16 protein-coding genes and 4 tRNA genes are annotated in these 18,501 nt (G+C 71.3%); 10 read left to right on the forward strand and 10 right to left on the reverse strand.

Annotated features, from left to right (window positions below; genetic code table 11):
* Window positions 1-104: 104 nt before the first annotated feature.
* Complete coding sequence (locus tag SJY14_RS09840) at window positions 105-1,331, forward strand: cobalamin-independent methionine synthase II family protein (protein ID WP_071254595.1); 1,227 nt, start codon at window positions 105-107, stop codon at window positions 1,329-1,331.
* Between the two features lie 79 nt (window positions 1,332-1,410).
* Here the strand turns inward: SJY14_RS09840 and SJY14_RS09845 are convergent, their stop codons facing one another.
* The 4 genes from SJY14_RS09845 to SJY14_RS09860 all read right to left on the reverse strand — a co-directional run bounded on the left by SJY14_RS09845 (window position 1,411) and on the right by SJY14_RS09860 (window position 4,606).
* Window positions 1,411-2,214: an amino acid ABC transporter ATP-binding protein gene (locus tag SJY14_RS09845; RefSeq protein ID WP_071253437.1), complete on the reverse strand. Its 804-nt coding sequence runs from the start codon at window positions 2,212-2,214 to the stop codon at window positions 1,411-1,413.
* Entirely contained in the window at window positions 2,204-2,869 is a 666-nt protein-coding gene (locus SJY14_RS09850) for an amino acid ABC transporter permease (protein WP_071253438.1), read from the reverse strand. The genes SJY14_RS09845 and SJY14_RS09850 overlap by 11 nt, the downstream gene beginning before the upstream one ends.
* 2 nt (window positions 2,870-2,871) lie before the next feature.
* Window positions 2,872-3,726: an amino acid ABC transporter substrate-binding protein gene (locus SJY14_RS09855; protein ID WP_071254597.1), complete on the reverse strand. Its 855-nt coding sequence runs from the start codon at window positions 3,724-3,726 to the stop codon at window positions 2,872-2,874.
* A 133-nt stretch (window positions 3,727-3,859) separates the two neighbouring features.
* Window positions 3,860-4,606, reverse strand: coding sequence for an NRDE family protein (locus SJY14_RS09860; RefSeq protein WP_071253439.1), 747 nt, complete (start codon window positions 4,604-4,606; stop codon window positions 3,860-3,862).
* Window positions 4,607-4,783: 177 nt separating this feature from the next.
* On the opposite strand from SJY14_RS09860, the gene SJY14_RS09865 reads away from it, so the two are divergent.
* Together SJY14_RS09865 and SJY14_RS09870 are read left to right on the forward strand one after the other, a co-directional pair.
* Window positions 4,784-6,136 (forward strand): phosphopantothenate--cysteine ligase family flavoprotein, encoded by a 1,353-nt coding sequence (locus SJY14_RS09865; RefSeq protein ID WP_083396141.1) that lies wholly within the window; start codon window positions 4,784-4,786, stop codon window positions 6,134-6,136.
* Entirely contained in the window at window positions 6,133-7,638 is a 1,506-nt protein-coding gene (locus SJY14_RS09870; protein ID WP_071253446.1) for a serine/threonine-protein kinase, read from the forward strand. The genes SJY14_RS09865 and SJY14_RS09870 overlap by 4 nt, the downstream gene beginning before the upstream one ends.
* A gap of 147 nt (window positions 7,639-7,785) precedes the next feature.
* Here the strand turns inward: SJY14_RS09870 and SJY14_RS09875 are convergent.
* The 3 genes from SJY14_RS09875 to SJY14_RS09885 all read right to left on the reverse strand — a co-directional run bounded on the left by SJY14_RS09875 (window position 7,786) and on the right by SJY14_RS09885 (window position 8,150).
* Window positions 7,786-7,857, reverse strand: a tRNA-Val gene (locus tag SJY14_RS09875).
* 81 nt (window positions 7,858-7,938) lie between these two features.
* Window positions 7,939-8,012 (reverse strand) — tRNA-Cys (locus SJY14_RS09880).
* A 66-nt stretch (window positions 8,013-8,078) separates the two neighbouring features.
* Window positions 8,079-8,150, reverse strand: a tRNA-Gly gene (locus SJY14_RS09885).
* A 174-nt stretch (window positions 8,151-8,324) separates the two neighbouring features.
* Between SJY14_RS09885 and SJY14_RS09890 the strand changes: the two genes are divergently transcribed.
* Together SJY14_RS09890 and SJY14_RS09895 are read left to right on the forward strand one after the other, a co-directional pair.
* Window positions 8,325-8,397, forward strand: a tRNA-Val gene (locus SJY14_RS09890).
* A 124-nt stretch (window positions 8,398-8,521) separates the two neighbouring features.
* Window positions 8,522-10,216, forward strand: a complete 1,695-nt coding sequence (locus SJY14_RS09895; RefSeq protein WP_071253448.1) for a glycoside hydrolase family 13 protein — start codon at window positions 8,522-8,524, stop codon at window positions 10,214-10,216.
* 153 nt (window positions 10,217-10,369) lie between these two features.
* Here SJY14_RS09895 and SJY14_RS09900 read toward each other — a convergent pair whose 3' ends face one another.
* Window positions 10,370-11,662 carry an ammonium transporter gene (locus SJY14_RS09900; RefSeq protein WP_071253450.1) on the reverse strand — a complete coding sequence of 431 codons (1,293 nt, stop codon included), beginning with the start codon at window positions 11,660-11,662 and terminating at the stop codon, window positions 10,370-10,372.
* Window positions 11,663-11,883: 221 nt separating this feature from the next.
* Window positions 11,884-12,900, reverse strand: coding sequence for a cell division protein ZapE (gene zapE / locus SJY14_RS09905; RefSeq protein WP_071253452.1), 1,017 nt, complete (start codon window positions 12,898-12,900; stop codon window positions 11,884-11,886).
* Between the two features lie 176 nt (window positions 12,901-13,076).
* Between zapE and SJY14_RS09910 the strand changes: the two genes are divergently transcribed.
* The 3 genes from SJY14_RS09910 to SJY14_RS09920 are packed head-to-tail and all read left to right on the forward strand — an operon-like array spanning window position 13,077 to window position 15,168.
* Entirely contained in the window at window positions 13,077-13,976 is a 900-nt protein-coding gene (locus SJY14_RS09910; protein WP_396598784.1) for a sulfurtransferase, read from the forward strand.
* Window positions 13,973-14,416 (forward strand): SufE family protein, encoded by a 444-nt coding sequence (locus SJY14_RS09915; protein WP_396598785.1) that lies wholly within the window; start codon window positions 13,973-13,975, stop codon window positions 14,414-14,416. The genes SJY14_RS09910 and SJY14_RS09915 overlap by 4 nt, the downstream gene beginning before the upstream one ends.
* Window positions 14,413-15,168 (forward strand): dihydrofolate reductase family protein, encoded by a 756-nt coding sequence (locus SJY14_RS09920; RefSeq protein ID WP_071253458.1) that lies wholly within the window; start codon window positions 14,413-14,415, stop codon window positions 15,166-15,168. The genes SJY14_RS09915 and SJY14_RS09920 overlap by 4 nt, the downstream gene beginning before the upstream one ends.
* Here SJY14_RS09920 and SJY14_RS09925 read toward each other — a convergent pair.
* Window positions 15,126-16,343, reverse strand: a complete 1,218-nt coding sequence (locus SJY14_RS09925) for an alpha/beta hydrolase family protein (protein ID WP_396598786.1) — start codon at window positions 16,341-16,343, stop codon at window positions 15,126-15,128. The genes SJY14_RS09920 and SJY14_RS09925 overlap by 43 nt on opposite strands.
* A gap of 111 nt (window positions 16,344-16,454) precedes the next feature.
* On the opposite strand from SJY14_RS09925, the gene SJY14_RS09930 reads away from it, so the two are divergent.
* Window positions 16,455-17,051 carry a DUF3000 domain-containing protein gene (locus SJY14_RS09930; RefSeq protein ID WP_071253460.1) on the forward strand — a complete coding sequence of 199 codons (597 nt, stop codon included), beginning with the start codon at window positions 16,455-16,457 and terminating at the stop codon, window positions 17,049-17,051.
* 43 nt (window positions 17,052-17,094) lie between these two features.
* Window positions 17,095-18,444, forward strand: a complete 1,350-nt coding sequence (locus SJY14_RS09935; protein WP_396598787.1) for an HRDC domain-containing protein — start codon at window positions 17,095-17,097, stop codon at window positions 18,442-18,444.
* Window positions 18,445-18,501 lie beyond the last annotated feature (57 nt).

Raw genomic sequence — 18,501 nt, forward strand, 5'->3', positions numbered from 1 at the left:
GAGCGCCCGGTGTTCCCGACCCCGCGGCTGTGACGCCCCGTGTCGCGCACGTCGCGCACGGCGGGGTCGGGGGCCAGAGTGGTGGCGACGAACGGAGCACCCCCATGACGACCACCCCCGACCGCATCGAGACCACCCACGCGGGAAGCCTGCCGCGCACACCCGAGCTGATCGCCGCGAACGACGCGCGCGCCCTCGGCGAGGACGGCTTCACCCTCGAGCGCACCCCCGAGTTCGACGCCCTGTTGACCGATGCCGTCGTCGATCTCGTCCGGCGCCAGAACGATCTCGGCATCACGATCGTCGGCGACGGCGAGTACGGCAAGGCGATGACGAGCGCCGTCGACTACGGCGCCTGGTGGTCGTACTCGTTCCAACGCGTGAGCGGTCTCTCGTTGACGGGGTCGGACATCTTCAGCCAGCCGGCGGTGCGGTCCTCCCCCGGCGACGTGCGACTGACGTCGTTCCCCGACCGCCGCGACTGGCAGACCTTCCACGACGCCTACACCGACCCGACCTCGGGCATCGGCACGGGCTCGGGCGCCACGCCGTTCCCGAGCACGACGGGCCCGTTGGCGTACGTCGGACAGTCCGCCATCGCCTCGGACATCGCCAACCTCAAGGCCGGCCTCGAGGCGAGCGGTTCGCCCTCGGGGTTCATCACCTCGCTGTCACCGGGCAGCGGAGCCCGCATCGCGAACGACTTCTACGCCACCGAGGAAGAGCACATCTGGGCCTGGGCCGAGGTGCTGCGCGAGGAGTACGCGGCCATCGTCGAGGCCGGCCTGACCGTGCAGATCGACGACCCCTCGATCGCCGAGAACTGGGACCAGATCAACCCCGAGCCGAGCATCGAGGACTACCGCGCCTTCACGCGCATCCGGGTCGAGGCCCTCAACCACGCCCTGCGGGGCCTGCCGGCCGAGCAGGTGCGGTTCCACCTCTGTTGGGGTTCGTGGCACGGCCCGCACACGACCGACGTCGAGTTCCGTCACATCGTCGACCTCATGCTCGAGATCGACGCCGGCTCGTACTCGTTCGAGGCGGCCAACGTCCGTCACGACCACGAGTGGAAGCTCTGGCGCGACGTCGAGCTGCCCGCGGGCAAGAAGATCGTGCCGGGCGTCGTCAGCCACGCCACGAACGTGGTCGAGCACCCCGAGCTCGTGGCCGACCGTATCGAGCGGTTCGCGTCGCTGGTCGGGCCCGAGAACGTCGTCGCCTCGACCGACTGCGGCCTGGGCGGTCGCATCCACCCGCAGATCGCCGTGGCCAAGCTGGCCTCGCTCGGCGAAGGCGCGCGCATCGCGTCGCACCGCCTGTTCGGCTGAGCGTCCGCCGGAGAGACGACCCGCGCCTCCTGGTCCGGTGGACGAGGAGGCGCGGGTCGTCTCGCGAGCGGACGCCCCGTCAGTCGTCGAGCGGCTTCAGCACCCGCCGCAGGAACTGCTGCGTGCGGGGCTCGCGCGGGCGGGACAGCACGTCGGCGGGACGGCCCCGCTCGACGACGACGCCAGCGTCCATGAAGATCAGCTCGTCGGCCACCCGGCGGGCGAACTCGAGCTCGTGGGTGACGACGATCATCGTCCAGCCCTCGTCGGCGAGTTCTTTGACGACCGTGAGGACGTCGCCGACCAGTTCGGGGTCGAGGGCCGAGGTCGGCTCGTCGAAGAGCAGCAGTTCGGGCCGCAGCGCGAGCGCGCGCACGATGCCGACGCGCTGCTGCTGGCCGCCCGAGAGCTCGGACGGGTAGGCGTCGGCCTTCTCGGCGAGGCCCACCCGCGCGAGGAGCGTCTCGGCCTCGGCCCGCGCCTCCTTCGGATCGCGTCCCTGGACGCGCACCGGGCCCTCGACGACGTTCTGCAGCACCGTGAGGTGCGGGAACAGGTTGAAGTGCTGGAACACCATCGACGACCGGTCGCGCAGGGCGAGCAGGTCGCGCTTGCCGACCTTGGCCCCGAAGTTGATCGACCGACCGTCGGAGAGCGTGACGATTCCCCCGTCGGGCACCTCGAGGCTGTTGAGCGACCGCAGCACGGTCGTCTTGCCCGACCCCGAGGGGCCGATGATCGCGACGACGCGTCCACGCCGCACCTCGAGGTCGATACCGCGCAGCACCTCGTTCGCGCCGAACGCCTTGTGCAGGCCGCGGACGGTCAGCACGGGGGCACCGGTCGCCCCGGAGGGCCGTGGCGGGGTGACGTCAGCGGGCAACGTGGCGGTCCAATCTCTTCTCGAGGGCGTCCTGCCCGAACGACAGGATCAGGCAGATCACCCAGTAGACCAGGGCGGCCTCGAGGTAGATGAGCAGGAACTGGTTCGAGACGGTCGCGATCTGCTGCGCCTGACGGAAGAGCTCGACGACGAGGATGACGCTCGCCAACGAGGTGTCCTTGACCAGGCTGATGAACGTGTTCGACAGAGGTGGCACCGAGACCCGGGCCGCCTGCGGCAGGATGATCCGCCGGAGGGCGAGCCCCCGCGACATGCCGATCGTATGGGCGGCCTCCCATTGACCCTTGGGCACCGAGAGGATCGCGGCCCGGATGACCTCGGCGGCGTACCCGCCGACGTTCAACGAGAACGCGATGATCGCGCTCGGCCAGGGATCGAGCCGGACGCCGATCGACGGCAGGCCGTAGAAGACGACGAAGAGCTGCACGAGCAGGGGCGTGCCCCGGATGATCGAGATGTACACCCGGGCGATGCCCGCGAGCACCGTCTTGCCCGACAGCCGCATGAGGGCGATGACGACGGCGATGACCAGCCCGATCGCCATCGATGCGAAGGCGAGCGGGATCGACGCCACGAGCGCCCCCGACACGATCGGCCAGAGCGACCGCCAAAAGAGGTCGAGGGAGGACTGCACGCCTACTCGCTGACGTCCTGGCCGAAGTACTTCTCGCTGATGGTCGCCAGCGTGCCGTCGGCCTTCAGCTCGGCGAGGGCGTCGTCGATCGCCGTCACGAGGTCGTCGCTGCCCTTGGTGGTGACCAGGGCCGAACGCGACACGTCGTCGGTGGTCGCCGCGATCTTGATGCCGGCGGCCTGGTCCGGGTTGGTCTTGACGTAGTCGAGGAAGGTCAGCTCGTCGTTGACCGTCGCGTCGATGCGGCCCTGCTCGAGGAGTGCGACCGACTGGGCCCAGCCCTCGACGACCTGCACGTCGGCGCCCGCGTCCTTGGCGGTCGTGTAGAAGTTGCTCGACTGTGACTGGGCCGTCGTCTTGCCCTTCAGGTCGGCGAGCGAGGTGATGTCGGTGTTGTCGGCGGGCGTGATCACGACACCGCGGCTGACCGTGTAGGGCGTCGAGAAGTCGTACGTCGCCTCGCGCTCGTCGGTGATCGAGATCTGGTTGGCGACGAGGTCGAAGCGGCCGGCGGTGAGCCCGGCGAGCAGGGCGTCGAACTGCGTCTCTTCGAAGGTCGGGGTGACGCCGAGCTTCTCGGCGACGGCCGTGGCGACGTCGACGTCGTAGCCGGTCAGCGCGCCGGCCCCGCCCTCGTGGTACGTGAAGGGCTGGTAGGTGCCCTCGGTGCCGATGACGATCTCGCCGGCCGCCTGGATGTCGGACAGGCTCTTCGCCGCGCTCGTGTCGGCGGTCGCGCTGCCGGTGGACTGGACGACCCCGTCGGTGGAGGCGGGCGCGCAGGCGGCCAGGGCGACGGCGGCGGCGGCGATGACGCCGACGGAGGCGAGGCGGCGGACGGTGCGGACGGCGGTGATCTTCACGAGGGTTCCTTTGCTGCGGCTCGGGGGTCGGACGAGCCTCCCGACACTAACGCTGCGGGGGCGGGCGTGATTCCCGATGACTTCGCGTGACGTGACGCCTCCGGCGCCGGCCGATGCGACGCAGGCGTCATCGTCGCGCGATCGCCTCCGCCACCGAGGGCGCGCCGTCGAGGCGCACGTGCCGGTGGGCCACGTCGTCGGCCGAGACGGCGACGGTGCTGAGCGACAACGAGTGGAAGAGGTGCCCGTCCACGAGGTCGGCCCGTACGAGCGCGTCGTCGTCGTCCGCCGGCAGGGCGCTGCTCTCGCGCAGCAGGTCGAGCCACGGCGTCCAGCTGCCCTCGCCCTCGGTCGCCGGCGGCAGCGGACCGGTCGGAGGCGCGACGTCGCGGAACCGAGGGAGCCAGCGGTCGACCCGGGGCACGGACCGGTCGTCGGGGGCGGCGTGCGTCAACAGGTGCACCCCGGGGGCGAGACGGGCCGTCTCGGTGACGGCGCCGTCCCACACGGAGTGCACCGCGCCTCCTGCGTCCGCGGTGAGCAGGTTGAAGGTGCGGGTCGTCTGCGGCCCGTCGGGCAGGACGCCGTCGGCGGCCGCCCTCAGGGGCAGGGCACCGCGGGTGGTCCACCCGCCGGGCGGCGGTGCGGGCGTCTCGTGACGGTTCAGCACGACGCTCGCGCGACTCGGCCCCCGGGCGGTCGCCAACCACGCGCCGCCCGCCTCACGGTCGTGCACCCCGGACACCCGCTCGCCGAGGTCGGGCCACCAGGGACCCGGCTCGTCCCAGGGGCGGTCGGGCGACTCGTCACGGAGTCCCAGGAAGACGACGGGCCAGGGCGCGCCCGGTCGGACGGCGACGACGACGGTGCACATGGGGTCCTCACGGTGGGGGCTCGTCGGGTCGGGGCCGACGCTCGGCCGCGGGATGCGGCATCGTGGGGGGCAACGCTACCGACCCGGCACCGGGTCGGCCGACCGACGCATCGATCGACGAGGCCCACCGTGACGCACGACCACCCCCGCTCCTCCCCCGCCGACGCCTCGCGTCGCCTGTCCGTCGTCGTCGGCGTCTCGGGTGGCATCGCGGCGTACAAGGCCGTCGGGGTCGTCCGCGGCCTCGTGCTGCGCGGGCACGACGTCCACGTCGTCCCGACCGAGGCCGCCCTGCGCTTCGTCGGGACGCCGACCTGGGAGGCCACGAGCCGCAACCCCGTGCACACGTCCGTCTTCGACGACGTCGCCGAGGTGCGGCACGTGGCCCTGGGACAACGGGCCGACCTGATCGTCGTGGCGCCCGCGACCGCGCACACCCTGGCGAAGGTCGCGCACGGGCTGTCCGACGACCTGCTCGGCACGACGATCCTCGCGAGCACCGCACCGCTCGTCGTCGCACCCGCCATGCACAGCGAGATGTGGCTGAATCCGGCCACGATCGCGAACGTCGACCTGCTGAGGTCGCGCGGGGTGACCGTCGTCGGGCCCGACGACGGGCCGCTGACCGGCGGCGACGTGGGGCCCGGCCGGCTCAGCGAGCCCGACGAGATCGTCGCCGCGGCACTCGCCCGCGTGACCGGCCCGGCCGGCGTCGCTGCCTCCCCCGCCGCCGTCCCCGGTGCTCGGGACCAGGACGCGAAGGCTCAGGAGGCGCGGGCCGGCGACCTGGACGGCTTGCGGCTGGTCGTCTCGGCCGGTGGCACCCGCGAGCCCCTCGATCCGGTGCGGTTCGTCGGCAACCGGTCGAGCGGCACCCAGGGAGCGGCGCTCGCCCTCGGGGCGGCCCGACGCGGGGCCCGCGTCACCGTCGTCGCCGCCGCGCTCGACGGAGCCGTGCGGCAGACGATCGAGACCGACGCCGCGGTCGACGTCGTCGAGGTCGGCACCGCGCTCGAGCTCGAGGCCGCGATGGCCGAGCACGCCCCCGCAGCGGACGTCGTCATCATGGCGGCCGCGGTCGCCGACTACCGGCCCCTCGCGGTGGCGGACGGCAAGATCCGCAAGGACGACTCGGGCGACGAGCTGACCGTCCGCCTCGTGCGGACCCCGGACGTCCTGGCGGGCCTCGTCGTCCGTCGTCCCGCGGGTCAGGTGGTCGTCGGCTTCGCGGCCGAGACGGCGGCCGACCGCGACGAACTGCTGTCGCTCGGGCGCGCCAAGCAGCGACGGAAGGGGGCGGACCTCCTCGTGCTCAACTCCGTGGGGTGGACGACCGGTTTCGGCAGCGACGACACGGCTGTCGTCGTGATCGACGCCGACGGTGACGTGGTGTCCGAGGCCGAGGGATCGAAGGCCACCGTGGCGGAGACCGTGCTCGACGCGGTCGCCTCACGTCTCGCGGAGAGGCGCGGGTCGGGTGGTGGCACCGCTCCGGCGCTCCCCGAGGCCTCGACGGGAGCCGGCGCATGAGCCCCCGTGAGCAGGCCGACCCCCGCCTCGGCACGACCGTCGGTGGTCGCTACCGTCTCGACGCGATCGTCGGGCGGGGTGGCATGGGGGCCGTCTACCGGGCGAACGACCTCGAGCTCGGCCGGGACGTCGCCGTCAAGCTCTTCTCGTCGGACGGGCACGACGTCCACGACCTTAGCCGGCAGGTCAGCGAGGTGCGCCTCCTCGCCTCACTGAACCACCCCGGGCTCGTGACGCTCTACGACGCCCGCGTCGAGGGCGACGGCCACGACGACGACGCCTACCTCGTGATGGAGTACGTCGACGGTCCGACCCTGCAGACCGTGCTCGCCGACGGGCCGCTGTCACACGTCGAGGCCGCGGCGCTGCTCGGCGACGTCGCGGACGGCCTGGCGGCGGTCCACCGCGCCGGCGTCGTCCACCGGGACGTCAAGCCCGCGAACATCCTGCTCGCGGCTCCGCACCACGAGGGCGACCCCCGCAGGGCCAAGCTCGCCGACTTCGGCATCGCGTACCTGATCGACTCGACGCGGGTGACGGCCACGGGCACCCTGATGGGCACCGCCGCCTTCGTCAGCCCGGAGCAGGCCGAGGGGCGACCGCCGGCCCCCGCGTCCGACGTCTATTCACTCGGACTGGTCCTGGTCGAGGCTCTGACCGGAAAGCGCGTCTTCACGGGTTCGGTCGTCGAGTCGGTCATGGCTCGTCTCACTCGCGACCCCGAGATCCCGGCCTCGATCGGTTCGGGGTGGGCGGAGCTGCTGACGCGCATGACCTCGCGCGCACCGGAGGACCGTCCCGCCGCCGCCGAGGTGACAAGGGTGGCCCGCACGTTGGCCGTCGAAGGCGCCGGGTCGACCGATGCCGTCACCCGCGTCATGGCCGCTCCCGACGTGCCGACGGCCGCCCTGCCCGGCGGCGACACGCCCACTCGCGTCCTGCCCCGGGACGACGCTCGCACGCAGGTGCTCGGAGCGGGGGCGGCGACCGGGGCGGACGCCGCGGACCTCGTCGCCGACGTCGAGTCCGACGACGGGACTCGGAAGCGCCGGCGCCGGCCCCTCGTGCTGGCGGCGATCGTCGTCGCCGCGTTGCTGGCGGCAGGCATCGGCTGGGCCGCCACGCGCGATGACGACGTGGTCGGCCCGACCGAGAGCACGAGTCCGAGTGTCGAGACGGACCCGTCGACGACGCCCTCCGAGTCGTCGGACGACGAGTCGCCGTCGCCGTCGGAGGACTCGACCGACGAGTCGCCGGCAGATCCGACGCCTTCGGACGAGGTCAGCCCGACCCAGGAGGCGCCGGTCGAGCCGACGACGCAGCCGACGGTCGACCCCGTGACGCCCCCGACGGTCGACGTTCCCGGTGTCGACGTCCCGGGTGGGAACACCGGGCCGGGCAACAGCGGGAACGGCAACGGGAACAGCGGGCCCGGCAACAACGGGAACGGCAACGGCCGCGGCAACGGAATCGGTCTCGGGACGGGGACCGGCACCCCCTAGAGAGAAGCCTCGAGACGTCACGACATGCCGCCCACCTCGAGAGGTGAGCGGCATGTCGTGACGTCTCGGTACGGGATGCCGACCGCTCGTGAGCGCGGGAGCCCCGACATGACGAAAGCCCCGGCCGAGGCCGGGGCTTTCTGTGTGTGAGCGATACTGGGATCGAACCAGCGACCTCTTCCGTGTCAGGGAAGCGCGCTACCGCTGCGCCAATCGCTCATGTCTCAACGATGCGAGAGTGAACCCTCGAACCGCACTATTCAATTGCAACATCGATTCTAGACCTAGGTCTGGATCGAATGGAGGTGGAGACGGGATTTGAACCCGCGTGAACGGCTTTGCAGGCCGGTGCCTCGCCTCTCGGCCACTCCACCATACGAGTAGCCCCCCAGAGGGAGGCCACCAGTCGGTGGACCACCCTCTGGTGAGCATTACACTCGAGCGGATGACGAGATTCGAACTCGCGACCCTCACCTTGGCAAGGTGATGCGCTACCGCTGCGCCACATCCGCATTTCGCTTTGCATTTCTGCGTGCAAAAGAACAATACCCACACCCCGGGGCAGAAACCAAATCGAGGGAAGTTCGTGTCTTGACCGGGCGTGGGGCAGTTCACGACGGGGGCCTCGACGACGGACCGAATGGCGTTCGAGCCCCGCGATGCACTAGCATCGTCGAGTCCCACACGGGCGATTGGCGCAGTTGGTAGCGCGCTTCCTTCACACGGAAGAGGTCATCGGTTCGAGCCCGGTATCGCCCACGACCATCACCGAAAGGCCCTGCATCCGCAGGGCCTTTCGTCGTTCCCGGACCGAGATCCCCGGCCCGGCGCCTCCGTCGAGGCATCGACGTCGCCCGCTCTCGAGACGTGGCATCCTCACCCCATGACCGCCTCCCCCGCCTCCCGTGCGCCCACGACCCACCCGACGACCGTCCCAGACGCCGACTGGTGGCGCCAGGCCGTCGTCTACCAGGTGTATCCGCGCAGCTTCGCCGATGCGAACGGCGACGGGATCGGCGACCTGCCCGGCGTGACCTCGCGGGTGCCGTACCTGCAGCGGCTCGGGGTCGACGCCGTCTGGCTGAGCCCGTTCTATCCGTCCCCGCTCGCCGACGGCGGCTACGACGTCGCCGACTACCGTGACGTCGCCCCCCGCCTGGGCACCCTCGACGACTTCGACGAGATGGTCGCCGCCCTCCACGCGGCCGGGCTGAAGGTCGTCGTCGACATCGTCCCCAACCACACCTCGAGCGACCACGAGTGGTTCCGCGAGGCCGTCGCGTCCGAACCCGGCAGCGCCGCCCGGGCCCGTTACGTGTTCCGGGACGGCCTCGGCGACGGCGGTGCCACTCCTCCGTCCACCTGGGTGTCGAACTTCGGCGGAGGCGCATGGACCCGTCTGACGCGCCCCGACGGCACACCCGAGCAGTGGTACCTGCACCTCTTCGCCCCCGAGCAGCCCGACCTCGACTGGAGCAACCCCGAAGTCCGCGCCGACTTCGAGGGGACGCTGCGGTTCTGGTCGGACCGTGGCGTCGACGGCTTCCGGGTCGACGTCGCCCACGGGCTCGCGAAAGATCTCACCCACCCCCTCCGCGACGCCGCCGAGCGCCAGGACCTGCCGGTCGACGGCAGCGACCCGCTCTACGACCGCGACGAGGTGCACGTGATCTTCGAGGGCTGGCGCCGTGTCCTCGACGAGTACGACCCGCCCCGCAGTGCGGTGGCCGAGGCCTGGGTGCAGCCGGAGCGCGTCCCGCTCTACGCCCGCCCCACCGAGCTCGGGCAGGCCTTCAGCTTCGCCCTCACCCGAGCCGACTTCGACGCCGACCAGTACCGCGCGATCATCGCGTCGACCCTCGAGCAGGCGGCGGTGAGCGGGGCGACGAGCACCTGGGTTCTCTCGAACCACGACGTCGTCCGTCACGCCACGCGCTACGGCCTGCCGAAGGGCCAGGACCTCGACGCCTTCGTGCTGAGCGACGGACGACGCCCGACCCTGAACCCCGACGCGGGTCTGCGTCGGGCTCGTGCGGCGACGTTGTTGATGCTCGCCCTGCCGGGCTCGGCCTACGTCTACCAAGGCGAGGAGCTCGGCCTCTTCGAGGTGGCCGACCTGCGCCCCGACCAGTTGCAGGACCCGGTCTGGACGCGCACGGGCCACCGGCGCAAGGGCCGTGACGGCAGCCGGGTGCCGCTGCCCTGGGACACGAGCGAGCCCGCCCTGGGGTTCGGCGACCACGCCCCGCACCTGCCGCAGCCCGAGTGGTTCGAGGACCTCGCCGTCTCGGTGCAGGACGACGAGGACGAATCCACGCTGTCGATCTATCGGCGGGCCCTGGCGCTCCGTCGCGAGCTGCAGCAGGGAGAGGCCCTGCGGTGGGTGAGCGACGCGCAGGACGACGTCGTGCACTTCTCGCGCCACGACGGTTGGCACTCGCTGACGAACTTCGGCGGCGGCCCGGTGGATCTGCCCACCGGCGCCCGTGTGCTCGCGTCCAGCGAGCCGCTGCAGGACACGCTCACCGGCGTCACCGAGGTGCCGGGCGAGACCACGGTCTGGTTCTCCCTGGTCTGAAAGACGGGCCCGGTGGCGCGACGGGACCACCTGCAGGAGGCGCGGTGCGAGGGGTCCCTCACCGCGCCTCCTGCGTTCGGCCGCGGTCCGCAGGGCCGGCACGCGGAACGGCCCCGGTCAGAGGACCGGGGCCGTTCGTCGTGCGGAGTGGGCTCAGGAACGCGAGTTCTCGAGCACGTAGCCCTCTTCGCCGTGGATGGCGAGGTCGATGCCAGCGACCTCGTCCTCGTTCTTGACCCGGAAGCCGATGGTCTTCTCGATGGCGAAACCGATGACGTAGGCGAGGACGAACGAGTAGACGAGCACCACGACGGCGGCAAGCGCTTGGATGCCGAGCTGTGCCGGGCCGTGGCCGAAGAACAGTCCGTAGTCGGTCGAGAAGAAGCCGATGTACAGCGTGCCGATGAGACCACCGATGAGGTGGATGCCGACCACGTCGAGCGAGTCGTCGAAGCCGAGCTTGAACTTGAGATCGATGGCGATCGCGCAGACGGCACCCGTCAGGAGCCCCAGGACCATGGCCCACAGGGGGCTGAGGGTGGCGCACGCCGGCGTGATGGCGACCAGACCGGCGACGGCGCCCGATGCGGCCCCGACGGACGTGGCCTTGCCGTCCTTGATCTTCTCCACGACGAGCCAGCCGAGGATGGCAGCAGCCGGGGCGGCGATGGTGTTCATGAAGGCGACGGCTGCGATGCCGTCGGCCGCGAGCTCGGAACCGGCGTTGAAGCCGAACCAGCCGAACCAGAGCAGACCGGCACCCAGCAGCACGAAGGGAGGGTTGTGCGGCTTGTCCGCGCCCTTGGCGAAACCGACGCGCTTGCCCAACACGAGGGCGAGGGCGAGACCGGCCGCACCGGCGTTGATGTGCACCGCGGTACCGCCCGCGAAGTCGATGACGCCCATGCTCGCGATCCAGCCACCGTCGACGACGGATCCGTCGTCGCCCAGCGTGAAGTTGAAGACCCAGCTGGCGACGGGGAAGTAGACGACCGTGGCCCAGACTCCGGCGAAGACCATCCAGGCCCCGAACTTGGCGCGGTCGGCGATGGCGCCCGAGACGAGTGCCACGGTGATGATGGCGAAGGTCGCCTGGAACGCTGCGAAAGCGATGGTCGGGTACGCGCCACTGCCGCCCGCGATCGCGTCCGTGTACAGCTGCTGCAGGCCGAGGGTCTTCCAGTCGAACCCGATGACACCGTCGATGCCGATGAAGCTGTCCGTACCCGCAGGGCCCTGGGGTCCGTTCGAGAATGCGATCGAGTATCCGAAGAGCACCCAGAGCACACCGATGAGGCCCATGGCCCCGAAACTCAGCATCATCATGCTGATGACGCTCTTGGCCTTGACGAGTCCTCCGTAGAAGAAGGCCAGGCCGGGGGTCATGAGCAGCACGAGTGCTGCGCAGATGAGCATGAAGGCGGTGTTGCCTTGGTCGAGTTCCATGTACGGGTCACCTCTCGAGTTCCTGAGCCGGGGAGGCACCGACGTCGAGGTCGACCGCGTGGGTTCACGGGCTGTGGTGACGAACGCTCTCGTCCGGTGCGGCCACCAGTGTCGCGGGGTGAGGTTTCCAGCCGTGTGCGGGATTGTTTCCCCGATGTAACACGATTCGGGCGCAGGTAAACAACGTGTTTCGGCTCACCCCGTACCGGGTGGGGATGTCGTCAGAGCGAGGTGAGCGCCACGAGGCGTGACACGGCCCGCAGGTACTTCTTGCGGTAGCCGCCGGCCAGCATCTCGTCCGAGAAGACCTGGTCGAGGGGCGTGCCCGAGGCGACGACCCGGATCTGCGTGTCGTAGAGGCGGTCGACGAAGGCCACGAGGCGCAACGCGTCGACCTGGCTGGTCAGGACGTGGACGTCACGGAGCCCGACCGCGTCGAGGTCGTCGACGAGCTTGACGTACTTGCTGGGGTGCACCGTCGCGAGGTGAGCGACGACGCCGTCGAAGTCGTCGAGGGAGACGGTCCCGCCGAGGGACGCCGCCGCCGCGTCGACGTCGTCGACCACGTGTGCCCGGGCCTCGACCTCGCGACGCCGGTAGTCGTTCCCGTCGATGCGCAGGGTGAGGAACTTGTCGCTCAACCCCTGGATCTCGCGGAGGAAGTCGGCGGCGGCGAACCGGCCCTCGCCGAGGGCGTTGGGCGGGGTGTTCGAGGTGGCGGCGATGCGGGTGCCGTCGTCGGCCAGGTCGCCGAGCAGCCGGGTCATCATCATCGTGTCGCCCGGGTCGTCGAGCTCGAACTCGTCGATGCAGACCAGCGCGGCCCCCTTGAGCTGCGACGCGGCGCCGGCGTAGCCGACGGCACCGACCAGCGCCGTGTACTCGATGAAGGTGCCGAAGTAGCGCCGGCCGGACGTGCGGTTCCAGAGGGCGGCGAGCAGGTGGGTCTTGCCCACGCCGAACCCGCCGTCGAGGTAGAGGCCGGGACGCACGGCCGGGGCGGCCGGCTTCTTGCGGAACAGACCCCTCCGCGGGGCGTCGGCACCCGCGCCTCCGAACGCCGTCACGGCGGCGACCGCCTCGGCCTGCGAGGCGAAGTCCGGGTCGGGTCGGTAGTTCTCGAGCGAGGCCTCGGCGAACTGACGAGGAGGCACGAGTTGCGTCACGATCTCGGCCCCCGTGATCGTCGGGGTGCGGTCGGTCAAGGACACGAGGGTGCTGACGGATTCGGGGGGCATGGGCGCGGCCTCGCAACGGTGTGGGCGGGGATCTGTGTCAGAGTCGTACGGTTCCCGGGCGACGGTCACGCGGCATGCGTAACCTCGACGGGGCCGACCAGAGGCGATCCTACGCCGCCGGGCGCCACCCGTCGCCCGACGTCGGCTCCATCCCGACACCCGCACAAGGAGACACCATGGCCGTCGAGCACGACACGTCCGCCCACTTCGGCGAGTACGCCCACCCCGAGCGTCTCGTCAGCACCGAGTGGTTGCAGCAGCACCTCGGCACTCCCGGGCTCGTCGTCGTCGAGTCCGACGAGGACGTCCTGTTGTACGAGACCGGCCACATCGCCGGCGCCGTCAAGATCGACTGGCACCTCGACCTCAACGACCCGGTGCAGCGCGACTACGTCGACGGCGCGGGCTTCGCCGCGTTGATGGCCCGCAGCGGCATCTCGCGCGACAGTACCGTCGTCATCTACGGCGACAAGAACAACTGGTGGGCCGCCTACGCGCTCTGGGTGTTCTCGCTGTTCGGGCACGAGGACGTCCGCCTGCTCGACGGCGGGCGGGCGAAATGGGAGGCCGAGGGCCGCGACTACACGACCGACGCCCCCACGGTCCAAGCCACCGACTACCCCGTCGTCGAGCGAGACGACAGCGTCATCCGCGCCTACAAGGACGACGTGCTGGCCCATCTCGGCAAGCCCCTGATCGACGTGCGCTCGCCCGAGGAGTTCTCGGGTCAGCGCACCACGGCTCCGGCCTACCCCGACGAGGGGGCCCTCCGCGCCGGTCACATCCCCAGCGCGCAGAACGTGCCGTGGGGCAAGGCCGCGGCCGACGACGGCACCTTCCGGTCGCTCTCCGAGCTCGACGCCATCTACCGCGACGGCGCGGGCCTCTCCGACGGCGACCAGGTCGTCGCCTACTGCCGCATCGGCGAGCGGTCGAGCCACACCTGGTTCGTGCTCAAGCACCTCATGGGCTTCGAGGACGTGCGCAACTACGACGGCTCCTGGACCGAGTGGGGCAGCGCCGTCCGCGTGCCGATCGTGCAGGGCACCGAGCCCGGCGAGGTGCCGGCCCGGTGACCGACGCCGCCCTGCCCGAGCCGCTCGTCGAGATCCGCGAGGAGTTCCTCGCCCTCGACGTGCGGAACCGTCTGCAGCTGCTGCTCGAGTTCTCGAACGAGCTGCCCGAACTGCCGGCCCGGTACGCCGATCACCCCGACCTGCTCGAGCGGGTGGTCGAGTGCCAGTCCCCCGTGTTCCTGTTCGTCGAGGTGACCGACGGTCGGGTGCACCTGCACGCGACGGCACCTCGCGAAGCACCCACGACCCGTGGCTTCGCGTCGATCCTCGCCCAGGGGCTCGTCGGGCTCACCGTCGCCCAGGTCCTCGACGACGTCCCCGACGACTACCCGCAGACGATCGGTCTGACCGAGGCGGTGAGCCCGTTGCGGATCCGTGGCATGACCGCCCTGCTCGGTCGCGCCAAGCGCCAGATCCGCGATCGGACCGCCGGCGCGTGACGCTCCGGGTGCTGCACGCCCTCGAGCGTCCGGGCGACGTCGGGCTGGAGCTCGACATCGACGAGGACTCGACCCCTGCCCGGATCCGCGAGCTGTACGCCCCATCCCGCGAGACCTGGCTGCGACTCAACCTGATCGCCGCGGTCAGTGGTGACGCCGCGGGCTCCGACGGCACCTCCGAGACGCTGAGCAACGCCACCGACCGCACGATCCTGGCGGCCATCCGCTCGCTCGCCGACGGCGTCCTCGTCGGTGCGGCCAGCGTGCGGGCCGAGGGCTACCGGGTGCCGAAGTCCTCACGACTCGTCGTCGTCACGTCGTCGGGCGACCTCTCGGGCCATCGCATGGACCCGTCAGAGGCCGGTCGGGTCGTCGTCGTGTGTCCCGGATCCGCTCGAGACCGGGTCCGTGAGACCCTCGGCGACGAGATCTGGGCGGTCGCCACCGTGCTGACCGCGCCCGACGACGACGGACGGTTGGAGCCCGCCGCGATCCTTCGTTGCCTGCGCGAGCAGCGCCTCCGTTCGCTCGTCTGCGAGGGCGGCCCCTCGCTCGCCGGTCAGTTCCTGCGGGACGGCCTCGTCGACGAGCTGTGCTTGTCGACCTCGCCCGTCGTGATCGGCAGCGGCCTGCCCGTCTTCGGTCGCGAACGCTTCGACCCCGCGTCGCTCGTGCTCGGCCAGCTGCTGGTCGACGAGCAGAGCACGCTCTACGCGCGATGGTCGGTCGACGGCGGCCCCGCGAGTCGGTGACGACCGAGCCACCCACTGATCGCCCCCTCGAAACGCTCGGGGTCGAGGTTCCAGAGCTTCGTGTGCCGCGCGACCTCGAACACCTCGAAGGTCACGAGGTCGGGCCGTGCCTCGGCCAACGCGTGTGACGCGGTGGACGGCACGAAACCGTCGTCGTCGCTGTGCAGCAACAACACCGGCAGGTCGAGCTCGCCGGACCGCGAGACGAGGTCGAGCCGGTCGAAGTCGATCGGCTCGGCGCTGCCGGCCAACCGACAGAGCAGGGGCGAGCCCAGGAGGCGCAGCACCAGACCCTGGACGACCCGCGGCACCCGCATGGCCGCCCCCTGGTAGGCGAGGGTCGTCCTCCAGTCGACGACCGGCGACTCGAGGACGAGGCCCGAGACGACGCCGCGCAGGGAGGAGCGCGTGGCGGCCTGCAGCACGAGAGCTCCGCCCATGGACCATCCCATCAACACGACGGACGTCGCCCCGTGGTCGAGGGCGAACCGGATCGCCGCCTCGACGTCGCGCCACTCGGAGTCGCCCAGGGCGTAGCGGCCGTCCGGCGATCGGGGTGCCTCGCCGTCGTTGCGGTACGACACGAGGAGCGAGGTCAGGCCCTCTCGGTGGAAGACCGGAGCCGCCCGGATCGTCTCGGCGCGGGTCACCCCGCGACCGTGCACCCCGATCATCCACGGGCCGTCGAGGCCGGCCTCGGCGGGGACGAGCCATGCGGGGGCCGGACCGACCTCCGTGGCGATCGCGACCTCTTCCGCCGCGAGGCCCGCGTCACGGGGTGCCGGGAACAGCCAGCCGCCGATGCGGCCCCGGTGAGTCCGCTCGAGACCGGGCCCTTCGACGCCCTCGACGCGACGCTCGACGGACCGGCCGTCGTCGCGGACGACGTCACCGACGCGGGCGTGGCCTCGGCCCCGGGCGTACCAGAAGCTGTAGCGACCGGGGAGGCGCGTGTCCGGCGTCGAACGGAGGGTGATCGTCCCGGCGACGGCGTCGTGGGCTTCGATCCGCACGTCGTCTCGCCGCCTGCGGGCCGGCGTGACGATCTTCCGGGCGATGGCGATGATGCCCGACGCGAGGGCCGCGGTGGACACCAGCACGGTGCCCCCGACCGTGATCGAGACGACGGCGAGCGGGCCGATGCCCCGTCGGCCGGTGGATGCGGGGCGGTTCACGGGCGACTCCTCGGGCGGCGTGAGGTGGGCTCGAGGGTGACCTGTGGATCTGCTGAGCCGGGCGCGGCGTGCCGCGGGGGTCGCCCTCGGGATCGACCCTAGTCTTCCAGGGTGTCCGAGATCCCCCCGACGCCGACCCGGCCGCCCGCCTTCGCCGCGGCCGTCGAGTCCGTCCACCGTGCCGCCGCGCGGGACGCCCTCGCCGTGACCGAGATCCCCGCCCCGAACGGCCTCGCCCCCCACGCGCTGGCCCTCGCAGGGGACGTCATCGGCGCGTCCGGCCGCCCCGACCCCGATCTCGGCACGGGCCGCTTCGTGCTGCTCTACGACGACGACGAACCCGAAGCCTGGGGCGGACCGTTCCGGGTCGTGAGTTTCGCGCAGGCGCCCCTCGAGACCGAGATCGCGCTCGACCCGTTCGTGGCCGACGTGGCATGGTCCTGGCTCGTCGACAGCCTCGACGCCCGCGGGGCCTCGTACGACCAGGCATCGGGCACCGCCACCAAGATCCTCTCGACCGGCTACGGTGAGCTGGCCAGCCACGGCGACGGGGCCCAGCTCGAACTCCGGGCGTCCTGGAGCCCCACCACCACCGACCTGGCCCCGCACATCGAGGCCTGGAGCGAGTTGATCTGCACGCTCGCCGGCCTGCCCCCGACCGTCGAGGGCGTCACGCTCCTCGCCTCGCGGCGTGTGGGACGAGACTGAACCACCGGAACAGAACAGCGCCCCCGGAGAGAACAGCGGAGACATGACCACAGCGACACCAGACGAGTCAGCACCCGACGAGTCGGCACTCGGCGGCTCGACGCCCGGCGGTTCAGCGTCCGGCGGCTCCGCCCCGCGAGACACTCGCCCCCGGGTTACCGTCCGACCGGTCGTCGAGACCGCCGACTCGCTGCACGGCGAGGTCACGGTCATCGACGACCGCCCGGGCTACCTGGCCGCCGTCGAGGCGATCCGCGCCGGGACCGGGCCGATCTCGATCGACGCCGAGCGCGCCTCCGGCTATCGCTACTCGCAGCGGGCGTACCTCATCCAGGTGTTCCGACGCGGCTCGGGGGTGTTCCTGCTCGATCCGCCCGCCATCGGCTCGTTCGCCGAACTGCAAGAGGTGATCGGCGACGAGGAGTGGGTGCTGCACGCCGCCAGCCAGGACCTGGCGTGCCTGCGCGAGGTCGGCCTCGACCCGAGCCGCATCTTCGACACCGAACTGGGTGCGCGTCTCGCCGGCCTGCCGAAGGTCGGGCTCGGTGCCGTCGTCGAGCAGCTGCTGGGCGTCCACCTCGCGAAGGAGCACAGCGCCGCCGACTGGTCGACGAGACCGTTGCCGCAGAGCTGGCTCGTCTACGCGGCGCTCGACGTCGAGCTGCTCGTCGACCTGCGCGACGCCATGGAGGCGGTGCTCGCGGACGCGGGCAAGCTCGAGATCGCGCGTCAGGAGTTCGAGGCGACCCTGCGTCGCGAGGCCAAGCCGGCGAAGGTCGATCCGTGGCGTCGACTGACGGGACTGCACAGCGTGCGTGGATCCCGCTCGCTCGCCGTCGCCCGTGAGCTCTGGCAGGCGCGCGACGACTACGCCCGCGAGATCGACACGGCCCCGGGTCGTCTCGTCCCGGACTCCTCACTCGTGGCCGCCACCAAGGCGATGCCCACCGACAAACGATCGCTCGCCGGCATCAAGGAGTTCGTCGGCCGCGCCAGTCGCAGTGAGCTCGACCGCTGGTTCGCGGCGATCGAACGCGGCCGCGAGACGACGGACCTGCCCTCGCACCGGGGGCCGGCGAGCGACACCCTCCCCCCGCCGCGATCGTGGGCGGACAAGAACCCGCTGGCCGACGCGCGCTACAAGGCGGTCCGCCCCAAGGTCACCGAGATCGCCGAGGGGCTCGACCTGCCGGTGGAGAACCTGCTCACCCCCGAGACCCTGCGGCGGCTCGCCTGGGACCCGCCCATCCCCTTCGACGCACCGACCATCGCGGCCGCGTTGGTGGAGCTGGGTGCCCGGGCCTGGCAGGTCGAGGCCGTCGCCGAGGTGGTCGCCGAGGCCTTTGTCGACGCCCACCAAGAGCCCGAGGCGACGGGCGACGGCGCTTCGTAGGATTGCTCGAACGATTCTCGGCCCCTCGGTGTCGTCCCTAAGATCGGGACCAGATCC

The organism is Frigoribacterium sp. R86507, assembly GCF_044597695.1.
Classification (GTDB): Bacteria; Actinomycetota; Actinomycetes; order Actinomycetales; family Microbacteriaceae; genus Frigoribacterium.

What these genes read in the sequence shown, in the direction of transcription:
- zapE (WP_071253452.1), bottom strand. Translation starts at nt 12,900, where the DNA reads ATGCCCCCCGAATCCGTCAGCACCCTCGTGTCCTTGACCGACCGCACC.
- SJY14_RS09895 (WP_071253448.1), top strand. Translation starts at nt 8,522, where the DNA reads ATGACCGCCTCCCCCGCCTCCCGTGCGCCCACGACCCACCCGACGACC.
- SJY14_RS09910 (WP_396598784.1), top strand. Translation starts at nt 13,077, where the DNA reads ATGGCCGTCGAGCACGACACGTCCGCCCACTTCGGCGAGTACGCCCAC.
- SJY14_RS09840 (WP_071254595.1), top strand. Translation starts at nt 105, where the DNA reads ATGACGACCACCCCCGACCGCATCGAGACCACCCACGCGGGAAGCCTG.
- SJY14_RS09870 (WP_071253446.1), top strand. Translation starts at nt 6,133, where the DNA reads ATGAGCCCCCGTGAGCAGGCCGACCCCCGCCTCGGCACGACCGTCGGT.
- SJY14_RS09935 (WP_396598787.1), top strand. Translation starts at nt 17,095, where the DNA reads ATGACCACAGCGACACCAGACGAGTCAGCACCCGACGAGTCGGCACTC.
- SJY14_RS09860 (WP_071253439.1), bottom strand. Translation starts at nt 4,606, where the DNA reads ATGTGCACCGTCGTCGTCGCCGTCCGACCGGGCGCGCCCTGGCCCGTC.
- SJY14_RS09900 (WP_071253450.1), bottom strand. Translation starts at nt 11,662, where the DNA reads ATGGAACTCGACCAAGGCAACACCGCCTTCATGCTCATCTGCGCAGCA.